The sequence below is a fragment of the Paenibacillus sp. 05T425 genome, from assembly GCF_056396205.1.
In genome coordinates this window covers 105,942-129,444 of the sequence record NZ_JBFTLA010000006.1, presented here as the reverse complement: position 1 = coordinate 129,444, position 23,503 = coordinate 105,942, and the positions used below count along the sequence as shown (strand labels likewise).

26 protein-coding genes and 1 riboswitch are annotated in these 23,503 nt (G+C 50.5%); all 26 genes read left to right on the top strand.

Going from position 1 to position 23,503, the window contains the following annotated elements:
* Nucleotides 1-41 precede the first annotated feature (41 nt).
* Complete coding sequence (locus tag AC1DF0_RS14585) at nucleotides 42-218, top strand: Spo0E family sporulation regulatory protein-aspartic acid phosphatase (protein WP_475821518.1); 177 nt, start codon at nucleotides 42-44, stop codon at nucleotides 216-218.
* 24 nt (nucleotides 219-242) lie between these two features.
* Nucleotides 243-1,574: a pyrimidine-nucleoside phosphorylase gene (locus tag AC1DF0_RS14580; protein WP_442050442.1), complete on the top strand. Its 1,332-nt coding sequence runs from the start codon at nucleotides 243-245 to the stop codon at nucleotides 1,572-1,574.
* A gap of 180 nt (nucleotides 1,575-1,754) precedes the next feature.
* Complete coding sequence (locus tag AC1DF0_RS14575) at nucleotides 1,755-2,966, top strand: D-alanyl-D-alanine carboxypeptidase family protein (RefSeq protein ID WP_442050441.1); 1,212 nt, start codon at nucleotides 1,755-1,757, stop codon at nucleotides 2,964-2,966.
* Nucleotides 2,967-3,135: 169 nt separating this feature from the next.
* A complete protein-coding gene (gene spoIIAA, locus AC1DF0_RS14570) occupies nucleotides 3,136-3,489 on the top strand; it encodes an anti-sigma F factor antagonist (RefSeq protein WP_442050464.1) in 354 nt (117 codons plus the stop codon).
* On the top strand, nucleotides 3,486-3,932 hold the full coding sequence (gene spoIIAB / locus AC1DF0_RS14565) for an anti-sigma F factor (RefSeq protein WP_442050440.1): 447 nt from the start codon (nucleotides 3,486-3,488) through the stop codon (nucleotides 3,930-3,932). Before spoIIAA ends, spoIIAB begins: the two co-directional genes overlap by 4 nt.
* A 19-nt stretch (nucleotides 3,933-3,951) precedes the next feature.
* The gene (gene sigF / locus AC1DF0_RS14560; protein ID WP_337101724.1) at nucleotides 3,952-4,707 is read left to right on the top strand and encodes an RNA polymerase sporulation sigma factor SigF; all 756 of its coding nucleotides are present in this window, start codon (nucleotides 3,952-3,954) and stop codon (nucleotides 4,705-4,707) included.
* A 115-nt stretch (nucleotides 4,708-4,822) separates the two neighbouring features.
* On the top strand, nucleotides 4,823-5,473 hold the full coding sequence (locus AC1DF0_RS14555; RefSeq protein ID WP_442050439.1) for a stage V sporulation protein AA: 651 nt from the start codon (nucleotides 4,823-4,825) through the stop codon (nucleotides 5,471-5,473).
* The gene (locus AC1DF0_RS14550) at nucleotides 5,466-5,894 is read left to right on the top strand and encodes a stage V sporulation protein AB (RefSeq protein WP_337101726.1); all 429 of its coding nucleotides are present in this window, start codon (nucleotides 5,466-5,468) and stop codon (nucleotides 5,892-5,894) included. The genes AC1DF0_RS14555 and AC1DF0_RS14550 overlap by 8 nt, the downstream gene beginning before the upstream one ends.
* A 31-nt stretch (nucleotides 5,895-5,925) precedes the next feature.
* Nucleotides 5,926-7,581 carry a spore germination protein gene (locus AC1DF0_RS14545; RefSeq protein ID WP_442050438.1) on the top strand — a complete coding sequence of 552 codons (1,656 nt, stop codon included), beginning with the start codon at nucleotides 5,926-5,928 and terminating at the stop codon, nucleotides 7,579-7,581.
* A 128-nt stretch (nucleotides 7,582-7,709) separates the two neighbouring features.
* Nucleotides 7,710-9,041 carry a diaminopimelate decarboxylase gene (gene lysA, locus AC1DF0_RS14540; RefSeq protein ID WP_477574456.1) on the top strand — a complete coding sequence of 444 codons (1,332 nt, stop codon included), beginning with the start codon at nucleotides 7,710-7,712 and terminating at the stop codon, nucleotides 9,039-9,041.
* A gap of 55 nt (nucleotides 9,042-9,096) precedes the next feature.
* Nucleotides 9,097-9,528, top strand: coding sequence for a peptidylprolyl isomerase (locus AC1DF0_RS14535; RefSeq protein WP_442050436.1), 432 nt, complete (start codon nucleotides 9,097-9,099; stop codon nucleotides 9,526-9,528).
* A 167-nt stretch (nucleotides 9,529-9,695) separates the two neighbouring features.
* Nucleotides 9,696-9,906: riboswitch (FMN riboswitch) on the top strand.
* A gap of 286 nt (nucleotides 9,907-10,192) precedes the next feature.
* The gene (gene ribD / locus AC1DF0_RS14530; protein WP_477574455.1) at nucleotides 10,193-11,305 is read left to right on the top strand and encodes a bifunctional diaminohydroxyphosphoribosylaminopyrimidine deaminase/5-amino-6-(5-phosphoribosylamino)uracil reductase RibD; all 1,113 of its coding nucleotides are present in this window, start codon (nucleotides 10,193-10,195) and stop codon (nucleotides 11,303-11,305) included.
* Between the two features lie 39 nt (nucleotides 11,306-11,344).
* A complete protein-coding gene (gene ribE, locus AC1DF0_RS14525; RefSeq protein WP_442050434.1) occupies nucleotides 11,345-12,004 on the top strand; it encodes a riboflavin synthase in 660 nt (219 codons plus the stop codon).
* A 63-nt stretch (nucleotides 12,005-12,067) separates the two neighbouring features.
* Nucleotides 12,068-13,312: a bifunctional 3,4-dihydroxy-2-butanone-4-phosphate synthase/GTP cyclohydrolase II gene (locus AC1DF0_RS14520; protein ID WP_477574454.1), complete on the top strand. Its 1,245-nt coding sequence runs from the start codon at nucleotides 12,068-12,070 to the stop codon at nucleotides 13,310-13,312.
* 58 nt (nucleotides 13,313-13,370) lie between these two features.
* Nucleotides 13,371-13,841, top strand: coding sequence for a 6,7-dimethyl-8-ribityllumazine synthase (gene ribH / locus AC1DF0_RS14515; protein WP_477574453.1), 471 nt, complete (start codon nucleotides 13,371-13,373; stop codon nucleotides 13,839-13,841).
* 33 nt (nucleotides 13,842-13,874) lie between these two features.
* The gene (locus tag AC1DF0_RS14510; RefSeq protein ID WP_337101735.1) at nucleotides 13,875-14,654 is read left to right on the top strand and encodes a segregation and condensation protein A; all 780 of its coding nucleotides are present in this window, start codon (nucleotides 13,875-13,877) and stop codon (nucleotides 14,652-14,654) included.
* The gene (gene scpB / locus AC1DF0_RS14505) at nucleotides 14,623-15,225 is read left to right on the top strand and encodes an SMC-Scp complex subunit ScpB (RefSeq protein ID WP_442050432.1); all 603 of its coding nucleotides are present in this window, start codon (nucleotides 14,623-14,625) and stop codon (nucleotides 15,223-15,225) included. The genes AC1DF0_RS14510 and scpB overlap by 32 nt, the downstream gene beginning before the upstream one ends.
* A gap of 58 nt (nucleotides 15,226-15,283) precedes the next feature.
* On the top strand, nucleotides 15,284-15,991 hold the full coding sequence (locus AC1DF0_RS14500; RefSeq protein WP_442050431.1) for a DUF2953 domain-containing protein: 708 nt from the start codon (nucleotides 15,284-15,286) through the stop codon (nucleotides 15,989-15,991).
* A 181-nt stretch (nucleotides 15,992-16,172) separates the two neighbouring features.
* A complete protein-coding gene (gene ytfJ, locus AC1DF0_RS14495) occupies nucleotides 16,173-16,658 on the top strand; it encodes a GerW family sporulation protein (protein WP_477574452.1) in 486 nt (161 codons plus the stop codon).
* 153 nt (nucleotides 16,659-16,811) lie between these two features.
* Nucleotides 16,812-17,894: a D-alanyl-D-alanine carboxypeptidase family protein gene (locus AC1DF0_RS14490; protein ID WP_442050429.1), complete on the top strand. Its 1,083-nt coding sequence runs from the start codon at nucleotides 16,812-16,814 to the stop codon at nucleotides 17,892-17,894.
* A 41-nt stretch (nucleotides 17,895-17,935) separates the two neighbouring features.
* Nucleotides 17,936-18,610 (top strand): nucleoside recognition domain-containing protein, encoded by a 675-nt coding sequence (locus AC1DF0_RS14485; protein WP_477574451.1) that lies wholly within the window; start codon nucleotides 17,936-17,938, stop codon nucleotides 18,608-18,610.
* A 25-nt stretch (nucleotides 18,611-18,635) separates the two neighbouring features.
* Complete coding sequence (locus AC1DF0_RS14480) at nucleotides 18,636-19,139, top strand: spore maturation protein (protein WP_442050463.1); 504 nt, start codon at nucleotides 18,636-18,638, stop codon at nucleotides 19,137-19,139.
* 54 nt (nucleotides 19,140-19,193) lie between these two features.
* Complete coding sequence (locus AC1DF0_RS14475; protein ID WP_442050427.1) at nucleotides 19,194-19,937, top strand: pseudouridine synthase; 744 nt, start codon at nucleotides 19,194-19,196, stop codon at nucleotides 19,935-19,937.
* 96 nt (nucleotides 19,938-20,033) lie between these two features.
* Nucleotides 20,034-20,564 carry a redoxin domain-containing protein gene (locus tag AC1DF0_RS14470; RefSeq protein WP_442050426.1) on the top strand — a complete coding sequence of 177 codons (531 nt, stop codon included), beginning with the start codon at nucleotides 20,034-20,036 and terminating at the stop codon, nucleotides 20,562-20,564.
* 11 nt (nucleotides 20,565-20,575) lie between these two features.
* On the top strand, nucleotides 20,576-22,246 hold the full coding sequence (gene resB / locus AC1DF0_RS14465; protein ID WP_477574450.1) for a cytochrome c biogenesis protein ResB: 1,671 nt from the start codon (nucleotides 20,576-20,578) through the stop codon (nucleotides 22,244-22,246).
* A complete protein-coding gene (ccsA, locus tag AC1DF0_RS14460) occupies nucleotides 22,243-23,502 on the top strand; it encodes a cytochrome c biogenesis protein CcsA (protein WP_337101747.1) in 1,260 nt (419 codons plus the stop codon). Before resB ends, ccsA begins: the two co-directional genes overlap by 4 nt.
* Nucleotide 23,503: the final 1 nt, after the last annotated feature.

Here is a 23,503-nt window from a genome sequence, read left to right as displayed (position 1 = left end):
GTATAATGTCCATGAACATTGAATGATGGAGTGAGAACGAGATGGATAAGAATAGGCAATTACTCTTACAAATGGAGCAATTGCGGAGCAAAATGGTGGAAACTGCGCTATTAAGGCAATCCTTCCTGCACCGTGAAGTCATAACGCTCAGTCAGCGGTTGGACGAAATGATCATTCGTGTGCAGAGGGAGCAAGCCGCGCTTTCGAGAGCGAATTAATGCGCAGAGAACGAGGAGGCAATTATGCGCGCAGTAGATATTATCCATAAGAAGCGGGACGGCGGAGAGCTTACCGCTTCTGAACTAACTTATTTGATTGACGGCTATTGCCGAGGGGATGTTCCAGATTATCAAATGTCCGCTTGGGCGATGGCTGTTTTCTTTAGAGGAATGACGCCGCGCGAGACGGCTTCTCTTACGCTGGCGATGGCGAATTCGGGCGATCAGGTTGATCTCGGCCCTATTAGCGGCGTGAAGGTTGACAAGCATAGTACAGGAGGCGTCGGCGATAAGACGACCTTAATAATTGCGCCGCTTGTCGCTTCAGTTGGCATTCCGGTCGCGAAGATGTCCGGCAAAGGTCTTGGGCATACTGGCGGTACGATCGATAAGCTGGAGTCAATCGATGGATTCCGTACGGAGCTTTCGCGCGAGAGGTTCATGACACAAGTCAATGATATCGGACTGTCGGTCATTGGGCAGAGCGGCAACTTGGCTCCTGCCGATAAGAAGCTGTATGCGCTGAGAGACGTTACAGGCACTGTCGAATCCATTCCGCTCATTGCCAGCTCGGTTATGAGCAAGAAGATTGCGGCGGGCGCCGATGCGATCGTGCTGGACGTGAAGACAGGCAGCGGGGCATTCATGAAAACTTTAGAGCATTCGGAGCAGCTCGCGCAAGCGATGGTGGAGATCGGGACGGAGGTTGGCCGTCATACGGCAGCTATTATAAGCGATATGGACCAGCCTCTCGGATACGCGATTGGCAATGCGCTAGAAGTAGCGGAGTCGATCGAAACGTTGAAAGGCCGCGGACCAGCCGACTTGACTGAGCTATGTCTGACATTAGGCGCTCATATGGTCGTTCTTGGCGGTAAGGCGGGCGATGTCGAATCGGCCAAGGAGATGCTTCGCGCTCAGTTGCATAATGGAGCTGCGTTAGCCAAGTTTAAGCAGTTCGTAGCTGCGCAGGGCGGGGACGAAACCATAGCTGACGATCTCTCGCGCCTGCCTAGTGCTCCGCATCGTGTCGAAGTGAAAGCCGGAGCTGCCGGTTATATCAGCGCGATTGAAGCCGAACAGCTGGGTCTTGCGGCAATGCTGCTTGGCGCCGGCAGAGCGACGAAGGAAGCGGAGATCGATTATGCGGTTGGATTGACGCTTCGTCTGAAGGTCGGCGATCCTGTGCAAGCTGGAGATACGCTTGCGGTTCTTCATGTTCGCGAGAATAATGATGCTGCGAACGAAGTTGCGGCTAGAGTCCGAGATGCTTATTCGATTACGGATAAGCAGCCTGAACAACGTAAATTATTGTTATCGGTCGTAACGTCTACAGGAGTCGAGCGTTATGTATAATTAATCAATTAAGCTGGAGCTGTATCGGAAGGTCGAGAAGACTTTCAGGTGCAGCTCTATTTTTTATGGGGCAAACGACGGATAGATTGGAATAATTTGCAAAGATTAGGTCAACAATGTAGAGGAAAATATAGCCGAAAATGGCCGCAATCGCTGTCAACTATTTAGGAGGAATAAGCGTTGAAAAACAAAGCTAGTAAATTGCTCATATTCGTTCTTGTCATTTCGCTCGCGTTGCCGGGGGCTGTATTTGCCGAGGAGCCGGCTCCTGCGCCTGAGCAGGTTGCCGCATCTGAATCCGCTGGGCAAGCTCCGCAGGTAGATCTAGCGCCATCAGCACGCTCGGCGATTATGATGGATGCGGAGAGCGGCACTGTTATTTTCGAGAAAAATAGTCACGACAAGCTTCCGCCGGCCAGTATTACGAAGATTATGACGATGCTGCTCATTATGGAGGCGCTTGATAGCGGGAAAATTAAGTTAACCGACAAAGTGCAAACGAGCGAATATGCGGCTTCTATGGGCGGATCGCAAATTTTCCTCGAGCCTGGCGAAGAAATGTCGGTTGAAGAGATGATTAAAGGCATCGCTCTTGCCTCAGGCAACGATGCATCGGTAGCGATGGCTGAGAAGCTGGCAGGAACCGAGCAGCAATTCGTCGCCATGATGAATGAGAGAGCGCAGCAGCTCGGACTCAAGGATACGATGTTCGCTAATCCGAATGGTCTTCCGGTGGCGAATCACTATTCGTCTGCGCATGATATAGCGATCATGTCGATGGAGCTCCTTAAGCATTCCGAGGTTACGAAGTATACAGGACTCTATCAAGATTACTTGCGCAAGTCGTCAGAGAAGCCTTTCTGGCTAGTCAACACGAATAAGCTTGTCCGCTTCTATAGCGGAGCTGACGGGCTAAAGACCGGCTTTACGAGCGAAGCGAAATATTGCCTGTCGGCAACGGCTAAGCGCGATAATTTGCGAATCATTGCAGTTGTAATGGGTGAACCAACTACGAAAACAAGAAATGCCGAAGTATCGCAAATGTTCGATTACGGCTTCGCGCAATATATGAATCACAATCTCGTCAAAGAGGGCGACAGCATCGGGAATGTACGTATCGAGAAAGGCGCTCAGAAGGAGCTGCCGCTTGTCGCAACCCACCCTTACAGCGTTTTGCTGAAGAAAGGCGCAGCCACGAACGATATTCGCTCCGAGCTGATCGTGAACGGACCGCTTAAAGCCCCGATTCAGAAAGGCCAGTCGATTGGCAAGCTTGTTGTGTATCAGGGCGATCAGGTGCTTAAGGAGTTCCCGATCCAGTCGCCGGAGGATGTTGGCAAGGCAGGCTTCTGGAAAATGTTCAGACGTTCGTTCAACGGGTTGTTCGGTTAGCGAACGGACTAGCGTTCAAATATAGGAAAGTATAAGTTTCACACTTAATAGTTATGCGGTTTTTGTCAGCTCATAGCGGTATGCTTCTAGTTTTGTCGGCATGCAGGAGAAGGCCGCCTTCTTGGAGAATTGCTTGTTCTATCTCGAAATGAAGGAGATGAGCAGCTTAATGAGTCTGCAAGCAGAGTTGGAGCATTACCGAAATATGCTGATCGTACGTCTTCGAGGCGAGCTTGACCATCATACGGCTGACGTCGTGAGATTTAAGATGGAGGAAGCGATTGCCCGCGGGACGACGGATCACGTTATTCTGAGCTTGAAGGAGCTGCAATTCATGGACAGCTCTGGTCTTGGCGTCATCTTAGGCAGGTACAAGCAAGTGAAGAGCCGAGGCGGCAAGATGGTCGTATGCGACGTCAACCCGAATGTGCAGCGGCTGTTCGAGTTGTCGGGCATATTCAAAATAATAACGATGCACGACAATGAACGTACCGCCATTACGAGTTTGGAGGTGGTGTCATGACCGGAACAAATGAAATGACGCTTTCCTTTAGTGCGAAGTCGGAGAATGAAGCTTTCGCGCGGATCGCGGTTGCAGCATTCGTATCACAGCTCGACCCGACACTCGATGAACTGAACGATTTGAAGACAGCTGTCTCTGAAGCGGTAACCAATGCGATTATTCACGGATATGAGAGCGATCCGTCCTGTCAGGTAACGATCGAGGCAACGATCGAAGGCGACTCCGTATCGATTACCGTAACGGATAACGGCCGTGGAATAGAAGATTTGGAGCTGGCAAGACAGCCGTTGTATACATCCAAGCCGGAGCTTGAGCGCTCAGGTATGGGATTCACTATTATGGAAAACTTTATGGATCGCTTCGAGGTTGCAAGTACGGCAGGCGGCGGAACCCGCGTTGCGATGCTGAAGCGAATCGAATCGAAAAAAGCGCTCTACAACTAGGGCATAGGGGTTGAACCTCATGGAAGCTGATTTGAAACATACGGCCCAGCCATACTTGGATGATGCAGAGGTTAAACGGCTCATCGCATTAAGCCAGTCGGGCGATACAGTTGCAAGAGATACGCTGGTTAACTGCAATATAAGGCTTGTGTGGTCGGTTGTGCAGCGGTTTATTAATCGGGGATATGAACCTGAGGATCTGTTCCAGATCGGCTGCATCGGCTTGCTGAAGTCGGTAGATAAGTTCGATTTGTCCTATGATGTTAAGTTCTCTACTTATGCGGTGCCGATGATTATCGGCGAGATTCAGCGGTTTCTGCGGGATGACGGAACGCTCAAGGTGAGCAGATCGCTTAAGGAAACAGCGAACAAAGTACGGAAGATGAAGGATGAGCTGTCTAAGACGCTTGGCCGTCTGCCAACGATCAGTGAAGTGGCGGAACGGCTCGGCATCACGCCAGAGGAGGTTGTGTTCGCCCAAGAGGCGAATAAGCCTCCCACCTCGATACATGAAACGGTGTTCGAGAATGACGGCGACCCGATTACGCTTATGGATCAGATCGCTGACGAATCACAGGAGCGATGGTTCGATAAGCTGGCGCTCGTCGAGGCGATTGAAGGACTTAGCGAGCGTGAGCGGCTCATCGTATACTTGCGCTATTACCGTGACAAGACGCAATCCGAGGTCGCGAGCCGGCTAGGCATATCGCAAGTGCAAGTATCGCGCCTGGAGAAAAAAATATTACAGTCCATTCGAGACCAGATCGCCCAATAGGGCGGACTGGTCTTTTTCCGTTTATTACCTGTTTAAGCATGAGTATCCGAAACAGCCTTTTCTCATACTATATTTGAAACATAAACCATGGAATTAACAGAAGGGAAGATGACAGATGGAAGCTAATAAGCCTTCGCTCCTCTATCTGCGTCTCAAGAAACGAATTTATATGCGCCCGGAGCAGCATGTCACGCTAGGTCAAGCGGCTCGGCTGCTGGCGGCGGACGCAGAGACGGAACAGTCGCTTAAGCAGCTCATCCTGTATGAGCATAAGAAGGCGGACGGCAATCGGGTCGTCATCGACCTTCTCCAGATCGTCAAGGCAATCCGAGAAGCAGCCCCCGGGTTGTCGGTGGAAGCCTATGGCGATCCTCAGGTGCTCGTGATGATCGCCGAGAAACCGGTGAAGCCGCGAATCTTCGTGCTCATCCTCTCTTGGCTGCTGCTCTTCTTCGGTGCAGGACTTGCCATTATGAATTTCCACACGGATGTCAGCATGAAGGAGGTACATACTCGCATTGTCGAGCTGATCAGCGGCAAGCAAATCGAGCATCCGCTTTGGTTCCAAATTCCGTACTCGCTCGGTATTGGGCTGGGGATGGTTCTCTTCTTCAACCATTTATTCCGCAAGAGGTTCAATGAGGAACCGAATCCGCTGGAAGTCGAGCTCTATATGTATCAGGAAAATGTGAACGCCTACGTCATTGCCGATGAGATGCGCAAGAAGTCAGATTATGATCAGACGCGGGGCGGAAGCGATGGCTGATGTCCTGGCGAATGTGTTTATCGCGCTGCTGGGGCTGGCTGGCGGGCTGGCGGTCGGCAGCGGACTCGTCGCTTTGTTGATCGTCATTGATCTCATTCCTCGTCTTGCGCAGCTTGCGAACGCATATCGACTGTCTATTCTGTTCGAGACTGCGGTTATTAGCGGTTCGATGTACTGGACGTTCGCAGACTTCATGGATTGGGAGCTTGGCTGGCATCCGCTGCTCTTGCAAAGCGGCGCCGGCTTATTCGACGGGCTGTTCGTCGGCATGCTCGCCGCGGCATTGACAGAGGTGATGAATGTTCTGCCCATTCTAGCCAAAAGAATGAACTTATCGGACTATATGGTCGCTCTCGTCATGGCTATGGTGCTTGGCAAGACCTTAGGCTCATTGTTCGATTGGCTTATATTTCAGTGGTAATTCTAACATAATCTTGAAGAGGTGAGGAAGCATGTCGGATACGCGTTCCGAACATCCAGGAAGCGAGCAAGAGGGAGTAGGCGTGGAGCAGCATATTGCGTCAATGCCCGATGAGCAGAAGCAAGAGGAGTCACATCAGGCAGGCGAATCTGAAGAGCAATCCGTTAATTCGCAAATGGGCAATCGAATCCATGAGGTTTCAGCGGGTTCGGATGATAAGAAGAAGGAAAATCCCATACCGCATAAGCTGAATGATATTCTGTCGCGTCTTGAGAATGAGATTGGTTACAAAACAAGCTTCGACGTCGTCGTGCGCGAGATGACGTTCGGTGAACGCAAAACGGCGATTCTGTTCATGAATGGACTCGTTAAGGACACGCTGTTGACTGAAGTGCTGAAGAGACTGACCTATTTGCATCCCGATGACTTGTCCGGCGATGCACTCTACGCCTTTCTGAATTTGTATGTGCCTGCCGCGCAGGTCGTCAAGCAGAAGGATTGGAACGAGATGTTAACCTGTGTGATGTCGGGCGCAACTGCGCTGTTCATCGATGATGAGCCTGCGGCGTTAATTATCGATGCGAAGAGCTTCCCGTCACGCGGCCCGGAGGAGCCGTCGCTGGAGAAGGTAGTTCGTGGATCGAGAGACGGTTTTGTCGAAACACTCATGACGAATGTATCGCTCGTTCGCAGAAGATTGCGAGACCCTCAATTGCGATATGAGATTTTACAGCTTGGCGAGCGGACGAAAACGGATGTGTGTATTGCCTATATTGCCGATTTGGCCGATCCGAAGCTCGTGAAGTCGATCAAAGATAAGTTTTCGATGGTGAAGCTGGACGGTCTGCCGCTGGCGGACAAGCAGTTGGAGGAGGCAACCGTGAAGCGCGGCTGGAATCCGTTCCCGCTCGTTCGTTACTCGGAGCGGCCTGATACGGTATCGGTTCACTTATTGGAAGGTGCTGTCGCCGTCTTCGTCGACACATCGCCAAGCGTGATGACGCTGCCTACGACTTACTTCGACCTTATGCAGCATGCGGAGGAAAATCGTCAGACACCGTTTATCGGTACCTACTTGCGGTGGGTTCGTTTCATCGGAATCATCGCCTCGTTGTTCCTGTTGCCGATGTGGCTGCTGTTCGTTATGCACCCTGAAATGAAGCCAGCTGCGCTAGAATTTATCGGTCCGAACAAAACAGGCCAGCTTCCGCTCATCGTCCAGTTCTTGTTGGCAGAGATCGGCGTCGATCTCATGCGAATGGCATCTGTCCATACGCCGACCTCGCTTGCAACAGCTATGTCATTAGTCGCGGCTATTCTCATCGGCGACATTGCGGTACAGACCGGCTTATTCGTCAACGAGGTTATCCTCTATATGGCGGTTGCTGCCATCGGCATGTTCGCGACGCCGAGCTATGAGCTTGGACTTGCCAATCGGATTGTAAGGCTGGTGTTGATCATAGCGGTTGCCGCATTCAGCGTACCGGGCTTCGTCATTGCGACTACGGCGATTATTGTTATGCTGACGCTGGAGCGTTCGTTCAATCGCCCATACATGTGGCCGTTTATACCATTTGATCTGAAGGCGCTATGGAGCATCATCGTTCGCCAGCCTGTACTCTATAACCGGACGCGCCCGAATCTATTGCACCCGCAACAAATAGACAGAATGCCAAAGACGAAGTAGGTTCACAAAGAATGCAAATGAAATGTGAAATTATCCATTTCGGCGGCGGTTAGTTTGCGATATACTGTTGCTATAGATGCAAATTAACCGTCTATCTGCGTGCAGATAGAGAAAGTCGAGGGGAAACTATGTACTTGCATGGAACTAGCAATATTAACACGAATGGTCATCTAGAAATTGGCGGTTGCGACGTAACCGATCTTGCTAATAAATTCGGCACACCGCTTTATATCGTGGACGAAGCACTCGTTCGTCAACGCGCTAAGGAATATGTTGAAGCGTTCAAAGCTTCCGGCTTGAAGTTTCAAGTCGCTTATGCGAGCAAAGCGTTCAGTGTAATGGCGATGTGCGCTATCGCTGAACAAGAAGGATTGTCGCTTGACGTTGTATCTGACGGCGAGCTGTATACGGCTCTGCAAGCAGGCTTCCCGGTGGAGCGCATTCACTTCCACGGCAACAACAAGACGCATGAAGAGATCAACATGGCGCTTGACGCTGGCATCGGTTGCTTCGTTGTCGACAACTTTATCGAATTGCACACTCTGAACGCACTGGCTGCGGACAAAGGCAAAACCGTAAACATTTTGCTTCGCATTACGCCGGGCGTTGAAGCACATACGCATGACTACATCTCGACAGGTCAACAAGATTCGAAGTTCGGTTTCGACCTTGGCAACGGCGCTGCGAAGCAAGCGATTGAGCAAGCGATCGCATTGCCGAACCTTGAGGTGCTGGGCGTTCATTCCCACATCGGTTCGCAGATCTTCGAAGTTGAAGGCTTCCGCATGGCGGTAGACAAAGTAGCAGACTTTGCTGTAGCGATTCGTTCCGAGCTTGGCCTTACGTTCAAAGTTATCAACCTTGGCGGCGGCTTCGGCATCCGCTACGTGGAAGGCGATACACCGCTTCCGATCAGCGAATACGTAGGCGCGATTACAGGCGCTATCAAAGCTAAGTTCACCGAAGCGGAATTCCCGCTGCCTGAGATCTGGGTTGAGCCGGGTCGCAGTATGGTTGGCGATGCAGGCACTACGCTTTATACGGTAGGCACGAGCAAGCATATTCCTGGCGTTCGCAAATATATCGCTGTAGACGGCGGTATGACGGACAACCCTCGCCCGGCGCTGTACCAATCGCAATACGAAGCGATCTTGGCGAACCGCGCTAACGATGCGAAAGAAGAGATGGTTTCGATTGCAGGCAAATGCTGCGAGAGCGGCGACATGCTGATTTGGGATCTAGAGCTTCCAAGGGCAGAGAGCGGCGATCTGCTTGCTGTATTCTGCACAGGCGCATATAACTATGCAATGGCAAGCAACTACAACCGTATCCGTCGTCCGGCAGTCGTATTCGTGAAAGACGGCGAGGCTGACCTTGCCGTTAAGCGCGAATCTCTCGAAAATATTGTATGCAATGACGTGATTCCGGCAAGACTGCAAAAATCAGCGCTTGCGAAATAAGCTTGAAATTGGTAACGTTATAGTATTCTGTTGAAAAAGAGAGGTAGATGCAGCAATGGCTAAACAAGCAAAAATCACACTAGCAAGCGGCGGAGAAGTCCACTTGGATTTGTTCGACCAAGATGCTCCCAATACAGTAGCAAACTTCGAGAAGCTTGCAAACGACGGGTTCTATAACGGTCTTACATTCCACCGCGTAATACCTGGCTTCGTCGCACAAGGCGGATGCCCTAACGGTACTGGCGCAGGCGGCCCAGGCTACACTATCAACTGTGAAATCAACCCGAACAAGCATGAGCGCGGTACGCTCGCTATGGCCCATGCCGGCCGTAACACAGGCGGCAGCCAGTTCTATATCTGCTACCAGCCGCAGCCGCATCTTGACGGCGGTCACACGGTATTCGGCAAAGTAACGAAAGGCATGGAGTTTGTTGACGCGCTTAAAGGCGGAGACAAAATGGAGAAGGTCGAAGTAACGGCTTCTTAATAATCGCTTGTTAGAAGTTCCGCCGTATTTCTCATTGAATGAGAGGTACGGCGGTTTTATTTCCAAGCAAATTAGACGGATATCTTGCTTTTTTATTAAGCTAGTGGTAATATTTCTTCAGTGTATAAAGGACTTCACTATTCACTAATCATAAATTATTTTATGCAGCTTTCCTTCGGGGCAGGGTGAAATTCCCAACCGGCGGTGATCGAGCGGCGAAGGCAGGAGCGGACAACCGCAGGCCTGTCGCAGCTCGTTAGTCCGTGACCCGGTTCGGATCGAATGGTTAACGCGATAACGCATTAGCATTCGATACGAAGCGGTGGACCTGGTGTGAATCCGGGACCGACAGTATAGTCTGGATGGGAGAAGGAGATGCTTGCGACAGCTACGTCATTCATGCTTATTAGTTTGTGCTATCTTTCACAAGCTAAATAGGTTTGTTTTATTAGCGTTAGTAATGACCGTGAACCGCTGCAAAAGCGGTTTATTTCGAACGGGATTTCTGCAAGCTTATTACATTCCATCGTTAATCGACGGTGATTGTAATTCGCATGTTTGTATCTTCTGGCTCGTGAGACGGTATTTGTCGCAATGGCTATCTTCATTCATCTATCATCACCCCCGGGGCGTTAAGTATGCCGATGGGGGTGTTTTTGCGTTCATGGACGTATTGAATGATGAATATTATATGCAGCTCGCGCTTACAATGGCGGCCAAAGCATCAGGTCAGACGGGTATTAATCCGGTTGTCGGCTGTGTCGTCGTCAAGGAAGGACGTATTATCGGTATCGGCACGCATCTGAAGCGGGGTACGGGCCATGCGGAAGTACACGCTCTCCAAATGGCTGGCGAAGAAGCGGAAGGCGCTACGGTTTACGTAACGCTGGAGCCATGCAGCCACTTCGGCAAGACGCCGCCATGCTGCGAACGTATTATCGATGCGAAGGCGGCAAGAGTCGTTGTTGCAAGCGGAGATCCGAACCCGCAGGTTGCAGGCAGAGGCATCTCTCGGCTTCGCGAAGCGGGAATTGAAGTAACGGTAGGTTTGCTTGAGGCTGAATCACAGCTTATGAATGAGAAGTTTAATAAATACATTACATCGAAGCTGCCGTTCGTCACTCTTAAGACGGCGAGCACGCTGGATGGCAAGATCGCCTCGAAGACGGGCGATAGCCGTTGGGTAACGGGAGCTGTTGCACGCGAGCAGGTACATACGCTCCGCCATCAGCATGAAGCGATCATGGTCGGTATCGGAACGGTATTGGCTGACGATCCTTCATTGACGACACGTGCTTCCGTACCTGCGATTCACCCAACCCGCATTATCGTCGATTCTTCCCTGCGTCTTCCGCTTGAAGCGAAGGTTGTTACGGATCGATCGGTGCGAACGATCGTCCTGACTACGGAGCAAGCGGATGCTGACAAGCGACAAGGGCTAGCGGCTGCAGGCGTCGAGGTCGTTGCTTGCGGCGAAGGCAGTAAAGTTGACCTTCGCGAGGCGATGAAGAAGCTCGGCGAGCTGGAGATTGGTTCGATCCTGCTGGAGGGCGGCGGTGCACTGAACGGCGCAATGCTGGAAGCGGGTCTCATCGATAAAATTATTTTGTATTATGCGGCTAAGATTATTGGCGGAGCTGCTTCGCCTGGAACGTTCACGTTCGACGGCTTCGAGAAAATGTCGGATGCGATTGAACTGGAGCGCGTATCCGTAGAGATGGCGGGAGAGGACATCTGTGTATCCGGCTATCCTGTATATCCAAGTTCATTGGGTTAACGAACGCTCAGCTCAGGTGGAATAGAGGGGAGGGCTACGATGTTCACTGGACTCATAGAAGAGGTAGGCAAGCTGAAAGGTGTTAAGAAGCAAGGCGAAGCGATGCGGTTATCCATCGGTGCTGCACGCGTTCTAGAAGGTGTACGGATTGGAGACAGCATTTCGGTTAACGGCGTTTGCTTGACCGTTACCGATTACGACGGCGGCTCTTTCGCTGCCGATGTTATGCCTGAGACATTCAGACGCTCTACGCTGCATGCGCTGCGTTCCGGAGAGGCTGTAAACCTAGAGCGAGCGATGCAAGCCGGCGCGCGCTTCGGCGGTCATATTGTGCAAGGTCATATTGATGGCACTGGCCAAATCATAGGGCGTGAAACAGATGCGAATGCGGTCGTATTTCGTATTAAGCTGGATGATCCGTCATCGCTGCGATACGTGATTCCGAAAGGCTCGATAACGATTGACGGCATTAGCTTAACGGTCGTAGACACATCGGCCCAGACATTCGCGGTATCGATCATTCCGCATACGCTTGGCGAAACGGCACTGCTGAACAAGAAGCCGGGAGAATCGGTTAATATCGAATGTGATGTCATTGGCAAATACGTCGATCACCTGCTGCACTTTAAGCAGCCGGAGAGCGAGGCGCCGAAGTCAAAGCTATCGACGGCTTTTCTTATGGAGAACGGTTTTCTGTAAAAGATGAATTATACAAAATAAGATTGTTCTTATAGATTGGATACCACCGGGGAGGGAAGCAGGATGACAAACAGTAATGCAAATTCGAATACGTTCGATACAATAGAAGCAGCACTGGAAGATTTGAAGCTGGGCAAAGCAATCATCGTTGTTGATGACGAGGATCGTGAGAATGAAGGCGACTTAATCGCCTTGGCCGATATGGCAACGCCGGAAGTCATTAACTTCATGATTACGGAAGCTCGCGGCTTGGTGTGCGTTCCGATTACGCCGGAGAGGGCTGAGGAGCTAGAGCTGCCGCCGATGGTAACGCATAACACTGATTACCACGGAACGGCTTTCACGGTGTCTGTCGACCACGCTTCGACGACGACGGGCATCTCGGCATATGAACGCTCGCTCTCTGTCAGAGCGCTCATCGATCCGACAGCGAAGGCGGCGGACTTCCGCCGTCCCGGACATATTTTCCCGCTCATCGCGAAGCCAGGCGGCGTCCTCCGCAGAGCCGGTCATACCGAGGCAGCCATTGATTTGGCGGTTCTGTGCGGCTCGAAGCCTGCCGGCGTCATCTGCGAAGTCATCAATGAAGACGGTACGATGGCTCGGCTGCCGGACTTGAAGATCTTCAAAGAGAAACATGGGCTTAAGCTCATTACGATTCAAGAGCTTATTCGATATCGGAATGAGAAGGAGAAGCTTGTTGAGCGAATCGTTGACGTGCAAATGCCTACCGACTTCGGTATCTTCCGCGCTATCGCCTATACGAACATCATGGATAGCAAGGAGCATGTTGCGCTTGTGAAAGGCGAGCTCGATACAACTCAGCCCATTCTGGTGCGGGTGCATTCCGAGTGCTTGACCGGCGACGTGTTCCACTCCCACCGCTGCGATTGCGGACCTCAGCTTGATGCGGCGCTTCGTCAGATCGACGAGGCCGGAAGCGGCGTACTGCTCTATATGCGCCAAGAGGGCAGGGGCATCGGCCTCATTAATAAGCTGAAGGCTTATGCGCTTCAAGAAGAAGGGCTCGATACGGTCGATGCGAATATAAAGCTTGGCTTTCCTGCCGATTTGCGAGATTATGGTATAGGCGCGCAAATATTGAAGGATCTTGGCATCTCCAAGCTGAAGCTGCTGACGAACAATCCGCGTAAGATCAAAGGGCTCGAAGGCTACGGCATCGAGGTCGTCGAACGCGTTCCCATTCAGATGGAAGCTAATCAAAGCAACAGCAAATATTTGCGAACGAAGAAAACGAAGCTAGGCCATATGCTCAAGTTCGAAGAGCAGGAGCCGCAGCAGTCGTAATAGCAGTTAGCAGCCAAAAAAATATAATAACTACTCAGGATGAGAGGAAGATGGTAAAATGGCACGTATATATGAAGGACATTTAGTATCGGAAGGTTTAAAATATGGGGTTGTTGTCGGACGGTTCAACGAATTTATTTCCAGCAAATTGCTTGGCGRCGCGCTTGATGCATTCAAACGCCACGGCGCAGCGGAAGACGATGTTGAAATCGCATGGGTGCCTGGCGCATTCGAGATTCCGCTGATCGCTCAGAAGATGGCTGAAAGCGGCAAGTATGATGCGGTAATTACGCTTGGTGCCGTTATCCGCGGATCAACGCCTCACTTTGACTTTGTATGCAATGAAGCAGCCAAAGGCGTTGCGGCAATCGCGCTCAAAACAGGCGTGCCAACGATCTTCGGCGTGCTGACGGTCGATTCGATCGAGCAAGCGATTGAGCGTGCAGGCACGAAAGCCGGCAACAAAGGTTATGAAGCGGCTGCCAGCGCGATCGAAATGGCTAATTTGACGAAACAGCTGCAGGGATAATACCCCGAGAGCTGAACGCGGGAGGAAATACGAGTGTCGGTGCTTTACAAGCTGGATTCTTTTGAAGGGCCTCTTGACCTGTTGCTCCATTTGATCGACAAAGCAGAGATTGATATCCATGAAGTGTCGATCAGCGAGATTACGGATCAATATATGGAGTATCTGCATGCGATGAAGGAACTGGAGCTTGAGGTTACGAGCGAGTTTCTGGTCATGGCTGCAACCCTTCTGGCGATAAAAAGCAAGCAACTGCTGCCTAAGCCTCCGGTGTTCGAGGAGGAATATGACGAGTGGCAGGATGACGGCCTTGATCCTCGTGATGAGCTCATTCAGAAGCTCGTTGAATATCGTAAGTTTAAGCAAATAGCCGAGCAGCTGCGGGAGAAGGAATTCGAACGCAGCCTCGTCTATTCTCGTGAGCCGGATGACTTGACCCCTTATATGAAAGAAGAGAAGGTCAATCCCGTCGAAGGCTTGCATGTGTCCGATCTTGTTGCCGCCTTCCAGAAAGCGCTGCGCAGGGCAGCAAGAAGGAACGTCATCTCAACGATCCAGCGCGATGAAATATCGGTTAAGGATCGGATTCGAGATATTGTCGAGGTGCTGAAGCAATACGAAACGGTCCGATTCTCGAAGCTTATACGCGAGAATATGGACAAGCACGAAGTAGTTGTCACCTTTCTAGCGATACTGGAGCTAATGAAGATGAAGCATATTCGCTGCTTCCAGCATCAGCTGTTCGACGACATCGTCATACATTGGAGAGGAGAATCTTCGCAAGATGGATTATCCGAAATTGAAGTCGATTATTGAGGGCCTTCTGTTCATGGCCGGAGATGAAGGCTTAACGAAGAAGCAGCTCGCCGACATTTTGGAGATCGACTCGGATTTGTCTTCCGATCTGGTCTACGACTTGCAGCGGGATTTGGAACGCGAGATGCGAGGCGTTCAGATAGCTGAAGTAGCCAGTTCTTACCGACTGACTACGCATCCTGAGCATGCGCCTTACTTTGAGCGAATGGCTTATTCGCCATCACGTTCGCAATTATCGCAAGCTGCTTTGGAGACGTTATCGATCGTCGCTTACCGCCAGCCGATTACAAGAATCGATATCGAGGAGATTCGCGGGGTGAAGACCGATCGGGCGATCAGCTCCCTTGTATCAAAGGATTTGATCGAAGAGGTAGGAAGAGCCGAAGCGATTGGAAGACCTATATTATACGGAACGACGAAATTATTTTTAGAATACTTCGGCTTGCCGTCAATCAAGGAATTGCCTGAACCAGGCCATGTCAGTGTCGACGATGCGCTTGAGGAAACGACGCAGTTGCTGTTCGAGCGCCTAGACGGCAGACAAATGACGTTTGATGAAATAAAAGAATGAGATTTGACCGCCGGGTCATACTATATTCAACCATAAGTAGGGAAATGGAGGAAGCATAATGCCCCTTTATCCTTTTGGTTGGATGACGGCGGCCGGTCTCTTTTTTTTGTTCATTTTTTCGATTGTTATCGCATCTCCCGTTAAAGTTAGCGGACATTTTGCGAAATCGGGAAATAATGACGACGCCGAAATTGCAATCAAAGCGTTGTTCGGCTTATATCGTTACCGCTTGAAGGTGCCGGTTATTAAGTATTTGGGCGCTTCTGTCCAATTAAAGGAGCAGGTGTCATCAACAAATACGGGGATTAACACTTGGAAGCAATTCAATGAAGAGATCAATGCCGACGATGTTGCTCGTTCGATGGATCGTTTCAAGGACATCCTGGAGATGACACGAAACTTGACCGGCTGGGCGAGGCAGACGCTGACGAAGGTAAAGATGACTGAATGGACATGGAACACTTCCGTTGGAACCGGCGATGCGATGTGGACAGCGATGACGACGGGTTTCGTATGGTCGGTTAAAACGAGTCTGATCGGTGTTCTCTCTCAGATGGTCAAGCTCCAAGCCGACCCGCAGATGACCGTGACGCCGATATATCAGCGACCTTACTTTTCGACGGATTGGTCGTGCAGCGCCAAGATGAGCTTTGGCAACGCGTTACTGGCTGGGATGAAGTTGTTATTCCGAATGCGGAAGAGAAGACGAAAAGATGGCAGCGGCGGGAGTTCTTGGACGTGGCAAAAACAGCTGTTCAAAGTGTAGTTTAGAACATCTTTGCCGGAGGCTCAGCTCATACATAGTCCAGACCTGTACTGCGCACAATACAAGAAGCGTAGGCAAGTTCTTATTCATATCGCAATGAAAGTATGCTTTCGGAGCAAGTTTTGCTGTGATGACTCTGCAATGAAGCGTCTTTTCACAAAACTTTTGAGGAGGAGTTACAATGGCTGAGCATCCTATTCAAGGATTAATGCAAACCGCAATGGAAAACATCAAGGAAATGGTCGACGTCAACACGATCGTCGGCGATCCTGTACAAACCCCGGACGGCAGCATTATTATGCCGATCTCCAAAGTTGGCTTCGGTTTCGTTGCAGGCGGCAGCGACATCCGGCTCGATGGATCCGACCATGCGAGCGGATCGCAAAACGATGCGCATCATGCATCCGTGTCGCTTCCGTTCGGCGGCGGCAGCGGCGGTGGCGTGTCGATTACGCCTATTGCCTTCCTTGTTGTAGGTACCCATGGCGTGAAGATCGTGCCGCTGGATAATCAAACGCATCTAATGGAGCGTGTCATTGACGCTGCGCCTCATGTATTCGATAAAGTGCAGTCGATGATTAAGCAGCCTATGCAGCAATCCAATTATGTCGATCCAGTGTCTACCGTTATTACGGGCAGTCTGGACGCAAATGATCACCTCTTGTAAGTTAATCGCTCGAGAGTGGCAATCCAACATGTAAAGCTGCCCGCAAGGGCAGTTTTTCATTTTTTCATTTTAGTTGCGACAAGCTCGTCTACACGAATATGTACAGGCATATAATGAACGACAGACTATTGCAGCGAGAGGAGCATCATTGGAATGAATGGGTTTAAGCGGTATAGAATCGCTATAGCTTCCATGCTCTTATTAGGAGTAATGACGCTGGCGATTCAACAGACAGCAGATGCGAAACCAAAGCCGATCGGTACGAATGCAAAAGCGGCCGCGTTAATTGATGTCAGCTCTGGCAGAGTCCTATATAGCACCAATGGCGATCAATCGATGAGAATTGCAAGCTTGACGAAGATCATGACTGCAATCGTGGCCATCGACCATGGTAAGCTCGACGATAAGGTGAAGACACCAAAGAGGGCGGTTGGCAAGGAGGGATCATCGATCTACCTCCAATTAGGCGAAGAAATGACGCTTGAAAACATGCTGTATGGTCTTATGCTTCGCTCCGGCAATGATGCGGCAACCGCGATCGCCGAGCATGTAGGAGGTTCAGAGGAGGGCTTTGTCCACCTGATGAACGAGAAGGCGCGTTTTCTTAATCTGAAACATTCGCAATTCAAAAATCCGCACGGTCTTGATGAAGAGGGGCATTTTTCTTCAGCTAATGATCTTGCCGTATTGACTGCTTATGCGCTCAAAAATAAAACATTTGCCCGAATCGTTGGCACGAGAGAAAAAAAAGTACCCAATCCGCACGAGAAATGGGACTACACCTGGCCGAACAAAAATAAAATGCTAGCCATGTACGAAGGTGCGGACGGCGTTAAAACAGGCTATACCAAAAAGTCGCTTCGCTGCCTCGTTAGCTCAGCTACTAGGAATGGCCAGCAGCTTGCCGCAGTAACCATTAATGACAGCGATGACTGGAATGACCACAAACAAATGCTTGACTGGGGCTTCGCTAACTATCCGCTTCAGAAGCTTGCCAGCAAGGGGCAAACGATCGCCGGTTATCCCTATGCGCTTGGCCAAGGATTCAGTTATCCGCTTGAGCTGGACGAGCAGGATTCCATTCATACAAGTCTGGTTCTAATTCCGCCAAACTCAACGAGTTATGCACTTGGCGAACGCGGGTCGCTTCAATGGTTTCTGAAAGGAGAGAAGATCGGTTCGACCCCTGTTTATGATGCGGGAAGCAATCGATTAAGGGATAGCGTTAATAAGTAATTGTTTCATATAAAGCATAAAACCGAGGGGAGACGGTTTATATGGTGAATTGGATATGGTTGTTTTTTATCGCGGCTAGCGTAGCGGTAGCCGCGATAAACGGCAACATGGACGCAGTAACGCAAGCAGCTTTCGAAGGGGCGAAGTCGGGCGTGACCGTAAGCTTCGGCCTCATAAGCATTATGGTATTCTGGCTTGGGATGATGCGAATAGCAGAGGATGCAGGCTTGCTTAAGACAATGGCTCGAATGCTTGGACCTCTCGTTCGCAAGCTATTTCCGGACATTCCTCATAACCATCCGGCAATTGGATACATAATGAGCAATCTAAGCGCGAATTTATTCGGTCTTGGCAATGCGGCAACGCCAATGGGGATAAAGGCTATGCAGGAGCTTCAGAAGTTGAATCCCGATCCGTCAACGGCAACGCCTGCGATGTGTACGTTGCTTGCGCTTAATACGTCCAGCATTACAATCGTGCCTACGACACTTATTGCGATTCGAATGAATTATGGTTCGGCTAATCCTGCTGAAATTATCGGCACGACGTTAGCTGCAACATTCGTTGCCACGTCAGCGGCAATTGTTGCCGACCGATGGTATAGAAGAAAGTCCCCTCCTATGATCCCGCCACAGTTAAACTTGAACAAGCAGCCGCAAAATCAACAGCAATCATTGTCAAAACCTACTGCTGGCGGGGGTGAGACGCTTGTATGAATTATTCACCAATCTATCCGCATGGATGATTCCTGCCATCATCGTATTCATTCCTCTTTATGCGGCGTTAAGACGCAAGGTGCCCGTCTATGAAACGTTCGTCGAAGGGGCAAAGGACGGGTTCGGCACAGCGATTAATATTATTCCGCATCTCGTCGGAATGATGGTTGCGATCAGCATGTTCCGCGCATCGGGCGCGATGGAGCTGATGTTGTCTGCCGTAAGGCCGCTATTCGACTGGCTCGGTATCCCAAGCGAGGTGCTTCCGCTAGGCATCTTGCGTCCACTTACGGGCGCAGGATCGCTTGCGTTCACCGCTGACCTTATTCAGACCTATGGACCTGATTCGATGATCGGAAGAATTGCTTCAACGATTCAAGGCAGCACCGATACGACTCTTTATGTGCTGACCGTCTACTTCGGAGCTATCGGCATCCGCAGAACGAAATATGCGTTAAAAGTAGGTCTTTTCTCCGATTTGGTCGGTTTTTTGGCGGCGATATTCATTTGCTTATACATATTCGGCTAACACAGCTTGTACTTTGTTCTTCTAATCGGTATGATGGAGGATGAGGTGAAAGCATTGGAACGTTTACAGAAAATATTAGCGCAAGCGGGTGTCGCATCCCGTCGCAAATGCGAGGAAATGATAATGGCCGGCATGGTTGAGGTGAACGGCGAGAAAGTAACGACGCTTGGCGTCAAAGCCGATCCAGCCGTTGATGCCATCACGGTGAACGGCAAGCCGATCAAAGGCGAGAAGAAAATTTACGTCATGCTTAATAAGTCGAAGGGCGTCATATCGAGCGCCAAGGATCCGCAAGGCCGCAAGGTCGTCGGTGACTTCCTGCCCGGTATTAAAGAGAGGGTATACCCTGTCGGACGTTTGGACTACGATACAGAAGGACTGCTTCTGCTTACGAACGACGGTGAGTTCGCCAATATGCTGACGCATCCGAGCCATCACGTCCCGAAGACGTATCACGCGACGGTCAAAGGCGTACCGCATGGCAGCGCACTTGAGAAGCTTCAGAAGGGCATTATGCTAGAGGACGGGATGACGGCGCCCGCTGAGGTTGAATATCATGACGTCGATACGGAAAATAATGAAGCCAAAATATCGATTACGATATACGAGGGCCGCAACCGTCAGGTTCGCAGAATGTTCGAGGCAATCGGCCATAAAGTCGTCCGTCTGAAACGCATTAAATTCGGCGATCTTTATCTGCAGGATCTTGGCCGAGGCAAATACAGACATCTAACTCCCAAAGAGATTGACAGCCTGCTCGCTGAGGCTCGCAAGACACATAAAGTTCATAAAAAGTAAACGACGGCGGCAGTTATTGCCGTCGACTTTTCGTTATAATGGTACTAAAGTAGTCATTCATTCAGCAGAGATAGAAGCAGGTGGTGAGGCAAGCTAATGGGAAAATCTCGCAAAACGGTCCAAATCATCATATTGGCTGCCGTACTTATTATAGGCGGTTATGCGATCGGATCGACGTTGTTCGCGTCAGATTCGGAAGGTCCGCTAAAGGCAGGCAGCGAGCCGCCTTCATTCACGTTGGCCAATCTGGACGGCGGTACGACAGCATTGTCGGATTATAAGGGAAAAGCGGTTGTCGTTAACTTTTGGGGCACTTTCTGTCCGCCATGCGTGAAAGAAATGCCAGAGTTCGAGCGGCAATACGCCAAGTGGAAAGACCAAGGCCTCGTTATTCTGGCCATTAATTTAAGCGAAGACACTTTGACCGTGAACAACTTTGTTCGCCAATTCGATTTGAACTATCCAATTCTGCGCGACGTTAGCCGCAAGACGGAACGCAGCTACGGGCTGCGCTCCTACCCGACGACCTTCTTCATCGGACCGGACGGTAAAATAATGGAGATTAAAGTAGGCGGCATGACGGAGCAAGAGATTGACGATCGGATTGAACGTTTGCTTCAGCTCTAGGAGGATAAGCTGTGTTAGTCGTAGAGAACACAAAATGCGAATGCGGCCATCAAAACTCGGTAGGCACGGTATTATGCGAAAGCTGCGGCAAGCCGCTTTTGCCATCCGAAGCCGAAGATACCGAAACGCCGCTTGAGATGCGTTATGACGGCGTCGCGCGCCGTTCGCAGAAGAGCAATCCGAATGTCATTGACCGGGTGTGGAACTTCTTCTCTTCTGTCAAAATCGCGATTTACTTAATTATTATTACATTCGTAACGGCAATGTTGGGAACGATCTACCCGCAGGAGAATACATTCATTAATAACTTCGAGCCTGCCGATTATTATGAGGAGACGTATGGCCTAACCGGCAAAATTTATTATTTGCTCGGCTTGTCCCATACATACGAATCGTGGTGGTTTATCGGCTTGCTTGTCATGATTGGAACGTCGCTCGTCATTTGCAGTCTTGACCGCGTGCTGCCGCTTTATCGGGCGCTTAACAAGCAACAGATTCGCAAGCATCTGCTATTCATTAACCGTCAGAAGACGGTGTACAAGCAGACCATTGAAGGCGATCCAGAGCAATGGGCGGAGCAATTCGGCGCGCAGCTGAAGCGCAAAGGGTATCGCATCCATCGCGACGGGAGCTCATTGCTTGCGGAGAAAAACCGTTTCAGCCGCTGGGGTCCTTATATCAATCACATCGGCTTGATCCTGTTCTTGCTTGCAATATTAGCTCGCAGCCTTCCAGGCTTCCAAATGGATTCGTATATTACGATACCAGATGGTGATACGGTTCAAATTAGCGGAACGAACTATTACGTTAAGAACGAGAAGTTCATCATTGAATTTTATAATGATGATGAGCTGCCTGAGACGCTGAAAGGGACAGCGCGTGCGAAGCTGTTCAAGACGCAAGCGGTATTGTACACATGTTCAAGCAATTGCGACGATCCGCTGAAGCAGCCGGAGCTTACGGAAGTGAAGCGCCATGATATTATCGTCAATGATCCGCTTAAGTACAAAGGTCTTAAGCTGTATCAGTTCGACTTCGATATGACGCCGCGCCTTAATGCTGTTCACCCGGTGCTTATCAACAAGCAGACAGGTGAATCGTACGGACCGTTCGACTTGCCGATGAAAGACTCGGCACTTAAACATGAGCTTGGTCCTTATACGCTTGAACTATATGCGAATTTCATGGAATTCGCGCTCGATAGCAACGGCAAACCGACAACGCTTTCGCGAGATCCGATTGCGCCTGCATTCATCTTTACGGTCAAAGGTCCTGGACTTGCAGCCGAAGGAGAGCCTTATATGTACTTCCCGATGCAGAAGGACAAAGTAAAGTTTGCCCAGGATGTCATTAATGGCGCATTGGTTGAGAAGATTGAAATCAAGGTTGATGGAATGGAGAACGTCGAGTTCTCGGAAGCATCCACTTATTTGAACGTAAGGATGGACAGAGCGCTTCCTTACGTATGGATCGGCGCAGTATTCTCGATGCTCGGCCTGCTTATGGGCTCTTATTGGCAGCACCGCAGAATATGGCTGCGCATAGATGACGGCGAGCTGTCGCTCGGCGCTCATACGAATAAGAACTGGTACGGCATGCGCTCGGATGTAGCGGGCGCGCTCAAAAAAATCGGGATTACCGTCGATCCGAAGGCGCTCGATAACGGAGGGAACAACGCGTGAGTTTAGTCGAATTTAGCAGCGACGTTTTTCTAGTCGCATTCTTTCTTTACTGCTTTGCCTTTATGTTCTATGTCATCGCGGTTGCCGGCAAGAAATGGAGCAATCGCAAGCCAGCCGATCATGAACGACGCTGGGGCAAGATCGCATTTATTACATCCAGTCTTGGACTTGCGGCTCACTTAGCGTTCTTCTTCACGCGCTGGGCAGGCAGCGGACAAATTCCTACGAGCAACATGTATGAGTTCATGACCTTCCTCGGTATGGCCATTATGATTGCGTACACGATCATTCATGCGATTTATCGCAAACCTTTGCTCGGCATGTTCGCCTTGCCGTTAACGGTTATTATCGTTGCATATGCGGCTGTATTCCCGAGCGACGTACAGCCGTTGATACCGGCCCTTACGTCGAACTGGCTTAAGATTCACGTGACGACGGCTGCGCTTGGCGAGGCATTCTTCGCAGTCGGTTTTGCCGCAGGACTGATGTATCTGTTGCGCGTTGTCGATTTCAAACAGACGACGAAGGAAGCTCGCAGAGATCAATTTTGGGTTGAATTCACCCTATACTCGCTTATCTTAATCGTTGGATTTATTATTGCCGTATTCGGCTTCCGCGGCGCTGGTTATGAAGCGCACTTTACTCAAGAGATATCGGAAATCGACAGCAAGGGCATTGAGCAAACGACAACGGAGAAGGTTGCTTATGCGCTTCCGCCGATCGTGAAGCCGTACAATAGCCAGGTCGTCGAGATGGACAGCTTCCTTGGCTTGGAGAAGCCGCTGTTCGAAGCACCTTATTGGATGAACGGCGTTAACGCAGGCCGTAAGCTTAACACCGTTGTATGGTCGGTTATTGCGGGCAGCATTTTATACGGATTGCTCCGCCTTGCCTTCCGCAAGCGTCTGGGTGCAGTGATTCACCCGGCGATGGAAGGCATCGATCCTGAAGATCTGGATGAAATCAGCTATCGTGCGATTGCGATCGGTTTCCCGGTCTTTACACTGGGCGCACTCATCTTCGCCATGATATGGGCGGAGAAAGCTTGGGGCCGCTTCTGGGGCTGGGATCCGAAGGAAGTATGGGCACTTATTACTTGGCTCTACTACAGCGCCTACTTGCATTTCCGTCTATCGCGAGGCTGGCAAGGACTGCGTTCGGCTTGGCTAGCGGTTATCGGATTTGTTATTGTATTGTTTACATTGATCGGCGTCAACTTGATTATCGCCGGTTTGCATTCTTACTCAGGGACTTAAC

Excerpts from the sequence above, each read along its gene's own strand:
- AC1DF0_RS14585 (WP_475821518.1), top strand. The coding sequence starts at position 42 with ATGGATAAGAATAGGCAATTACTCTTACAAATGGAGCAATTGCGGAGC.
- AC1DF0_RS14580 (WP_442050442.1), top strand. The coding sequence starts at position 243 with ATGCGCGCAGTAGATATTATCCATAAGAAGCGGGACGGCGGAGAGCTT.
- spoIIAA (WP_442050464.1), top strand. The coding sequence starts at position 3,136 with ATGAGTCTGCAAGCAGAGTTGGAGCATTACCGAAATATGCTGATCGTA.
- spoIIAB (WP_442050440.1), top strand. The coding sequence starts at position 3,486 with ATGACCGGAACAAATGAAATGACGCTTTCCTTTAGTGCGAAGTCGGAG.
- sigF (WP_337101724.1), top strand. The coding sequence starts at position 3,952 with ATGGAAGCTGATTTGAAACATACGGCCCAGCCATACTTGGATGATGCA.
- AC1DF0_RS14555 (WP_442050439.1), top strand. The coding sequence starts at position 4,823 with ATGGAAGCTAATAAGCCTTCGCTCCTCTATCTGCGTCTCAAGAAACGA.
- AC1DF0_RS14550 (WP_337101726.1), top strand. The coding sequence starts at position 5,466 with ATGGCTGATGTCCTGGCGAATGTGTTTATCGCGCTGCTGGGGCTGGCT.
- AC1DF0_RS14545 (WP_442050438.1), top strand. The coding sequence starts at position 5,926 with ATGTCGGATACGCGTTCCGAACATCCAGGAAGCGAGCAAGAGGGAGTA.
- lysA (WP_477574456.1), top strand. The coding sequence starts at position 7,710 with ATGTACTTGCATGGAACTAGCAATATTAACACGAATGGTCATCTAGAA.
- AC1DF0_RS14535 (WP_442050436.1), top strand. The coding sequence starts at position 9,097 with ATGGCTAAACAAGCAAAAATCACACTAGCAAGCGGCGGAGAAGTCCAC.
- ribD (WP_477574455.1), top strand. The coding sequence starts at position 10,193 with ATGGACGTATTGAATGATGAATATTATATGCAGCTCGCGCTTACAATG.
- ribE (WP_442050434.1), top strand. The coding sequence starts at position 11,345 with ATGTTCACTGGACTCATAGAAGAGGTAGGCAAGCTGAAAGGTGTTAAG.
- AC1DF0_RS14520 (WP_477574454.1), top strand. The coding sequence starts at position 12,068 with ATGACAAACAGTAATGCAAATTCGAATACGTTCGATACAATAGAAGCA.
- scpB (WP_442050432.1), top strand. The coding sequence starts at position 14,623 with ATGGATTATCCGAAATTGAAGTCGATTATTGAGGGCCTTCTGTTCATG.
- AC1DF0_RS14500 (WP_442050431.1), top strand. The coding sequence starts at position 15,284 with ATGCCCCTTTATCCTTTTGGTTGGATGACGGCGGCCGGTCTCTTTTTT.
- ytfJ (WP_477574452.1), top strand. The coding sequence starts at position 16,173 with ATGGCTGAGCATCCTATTCAAGGATTAATGCAAACCGCAATGGAAAAC.
- AC1DF0_RS14490 (WP_442050429.1), top strand. The coding sequence starts at position 16,812 with ATGAATGGGTTTAAGCGGTATAGAATCGCTATAGCTTCCATGCTCTTA.
- AC1DF0_RS14485 (WP_477574451.1), top strand. The coding sequence starts at position 17,936 with ATGGTGAATTGGATATGGTTGTTTTTTATCGCGGCTAGCGTAGCGGTA.
- AC1DF0_RS14480 (WP_442050463.1), top strand. The coding sequence starts at position 18,636 with ATGATTCCTGCCATCATCGTATTCATTCCTCTTTATGCGGCGTTAAGA.
- AC1DF0_RS14470 (WP_442050426.1), top strand. The coding sequence starts at position 20,034 with ATGGGAAAATCTCGCAAAACGGTCCAAATCATCATATTGGCTGCCGTA.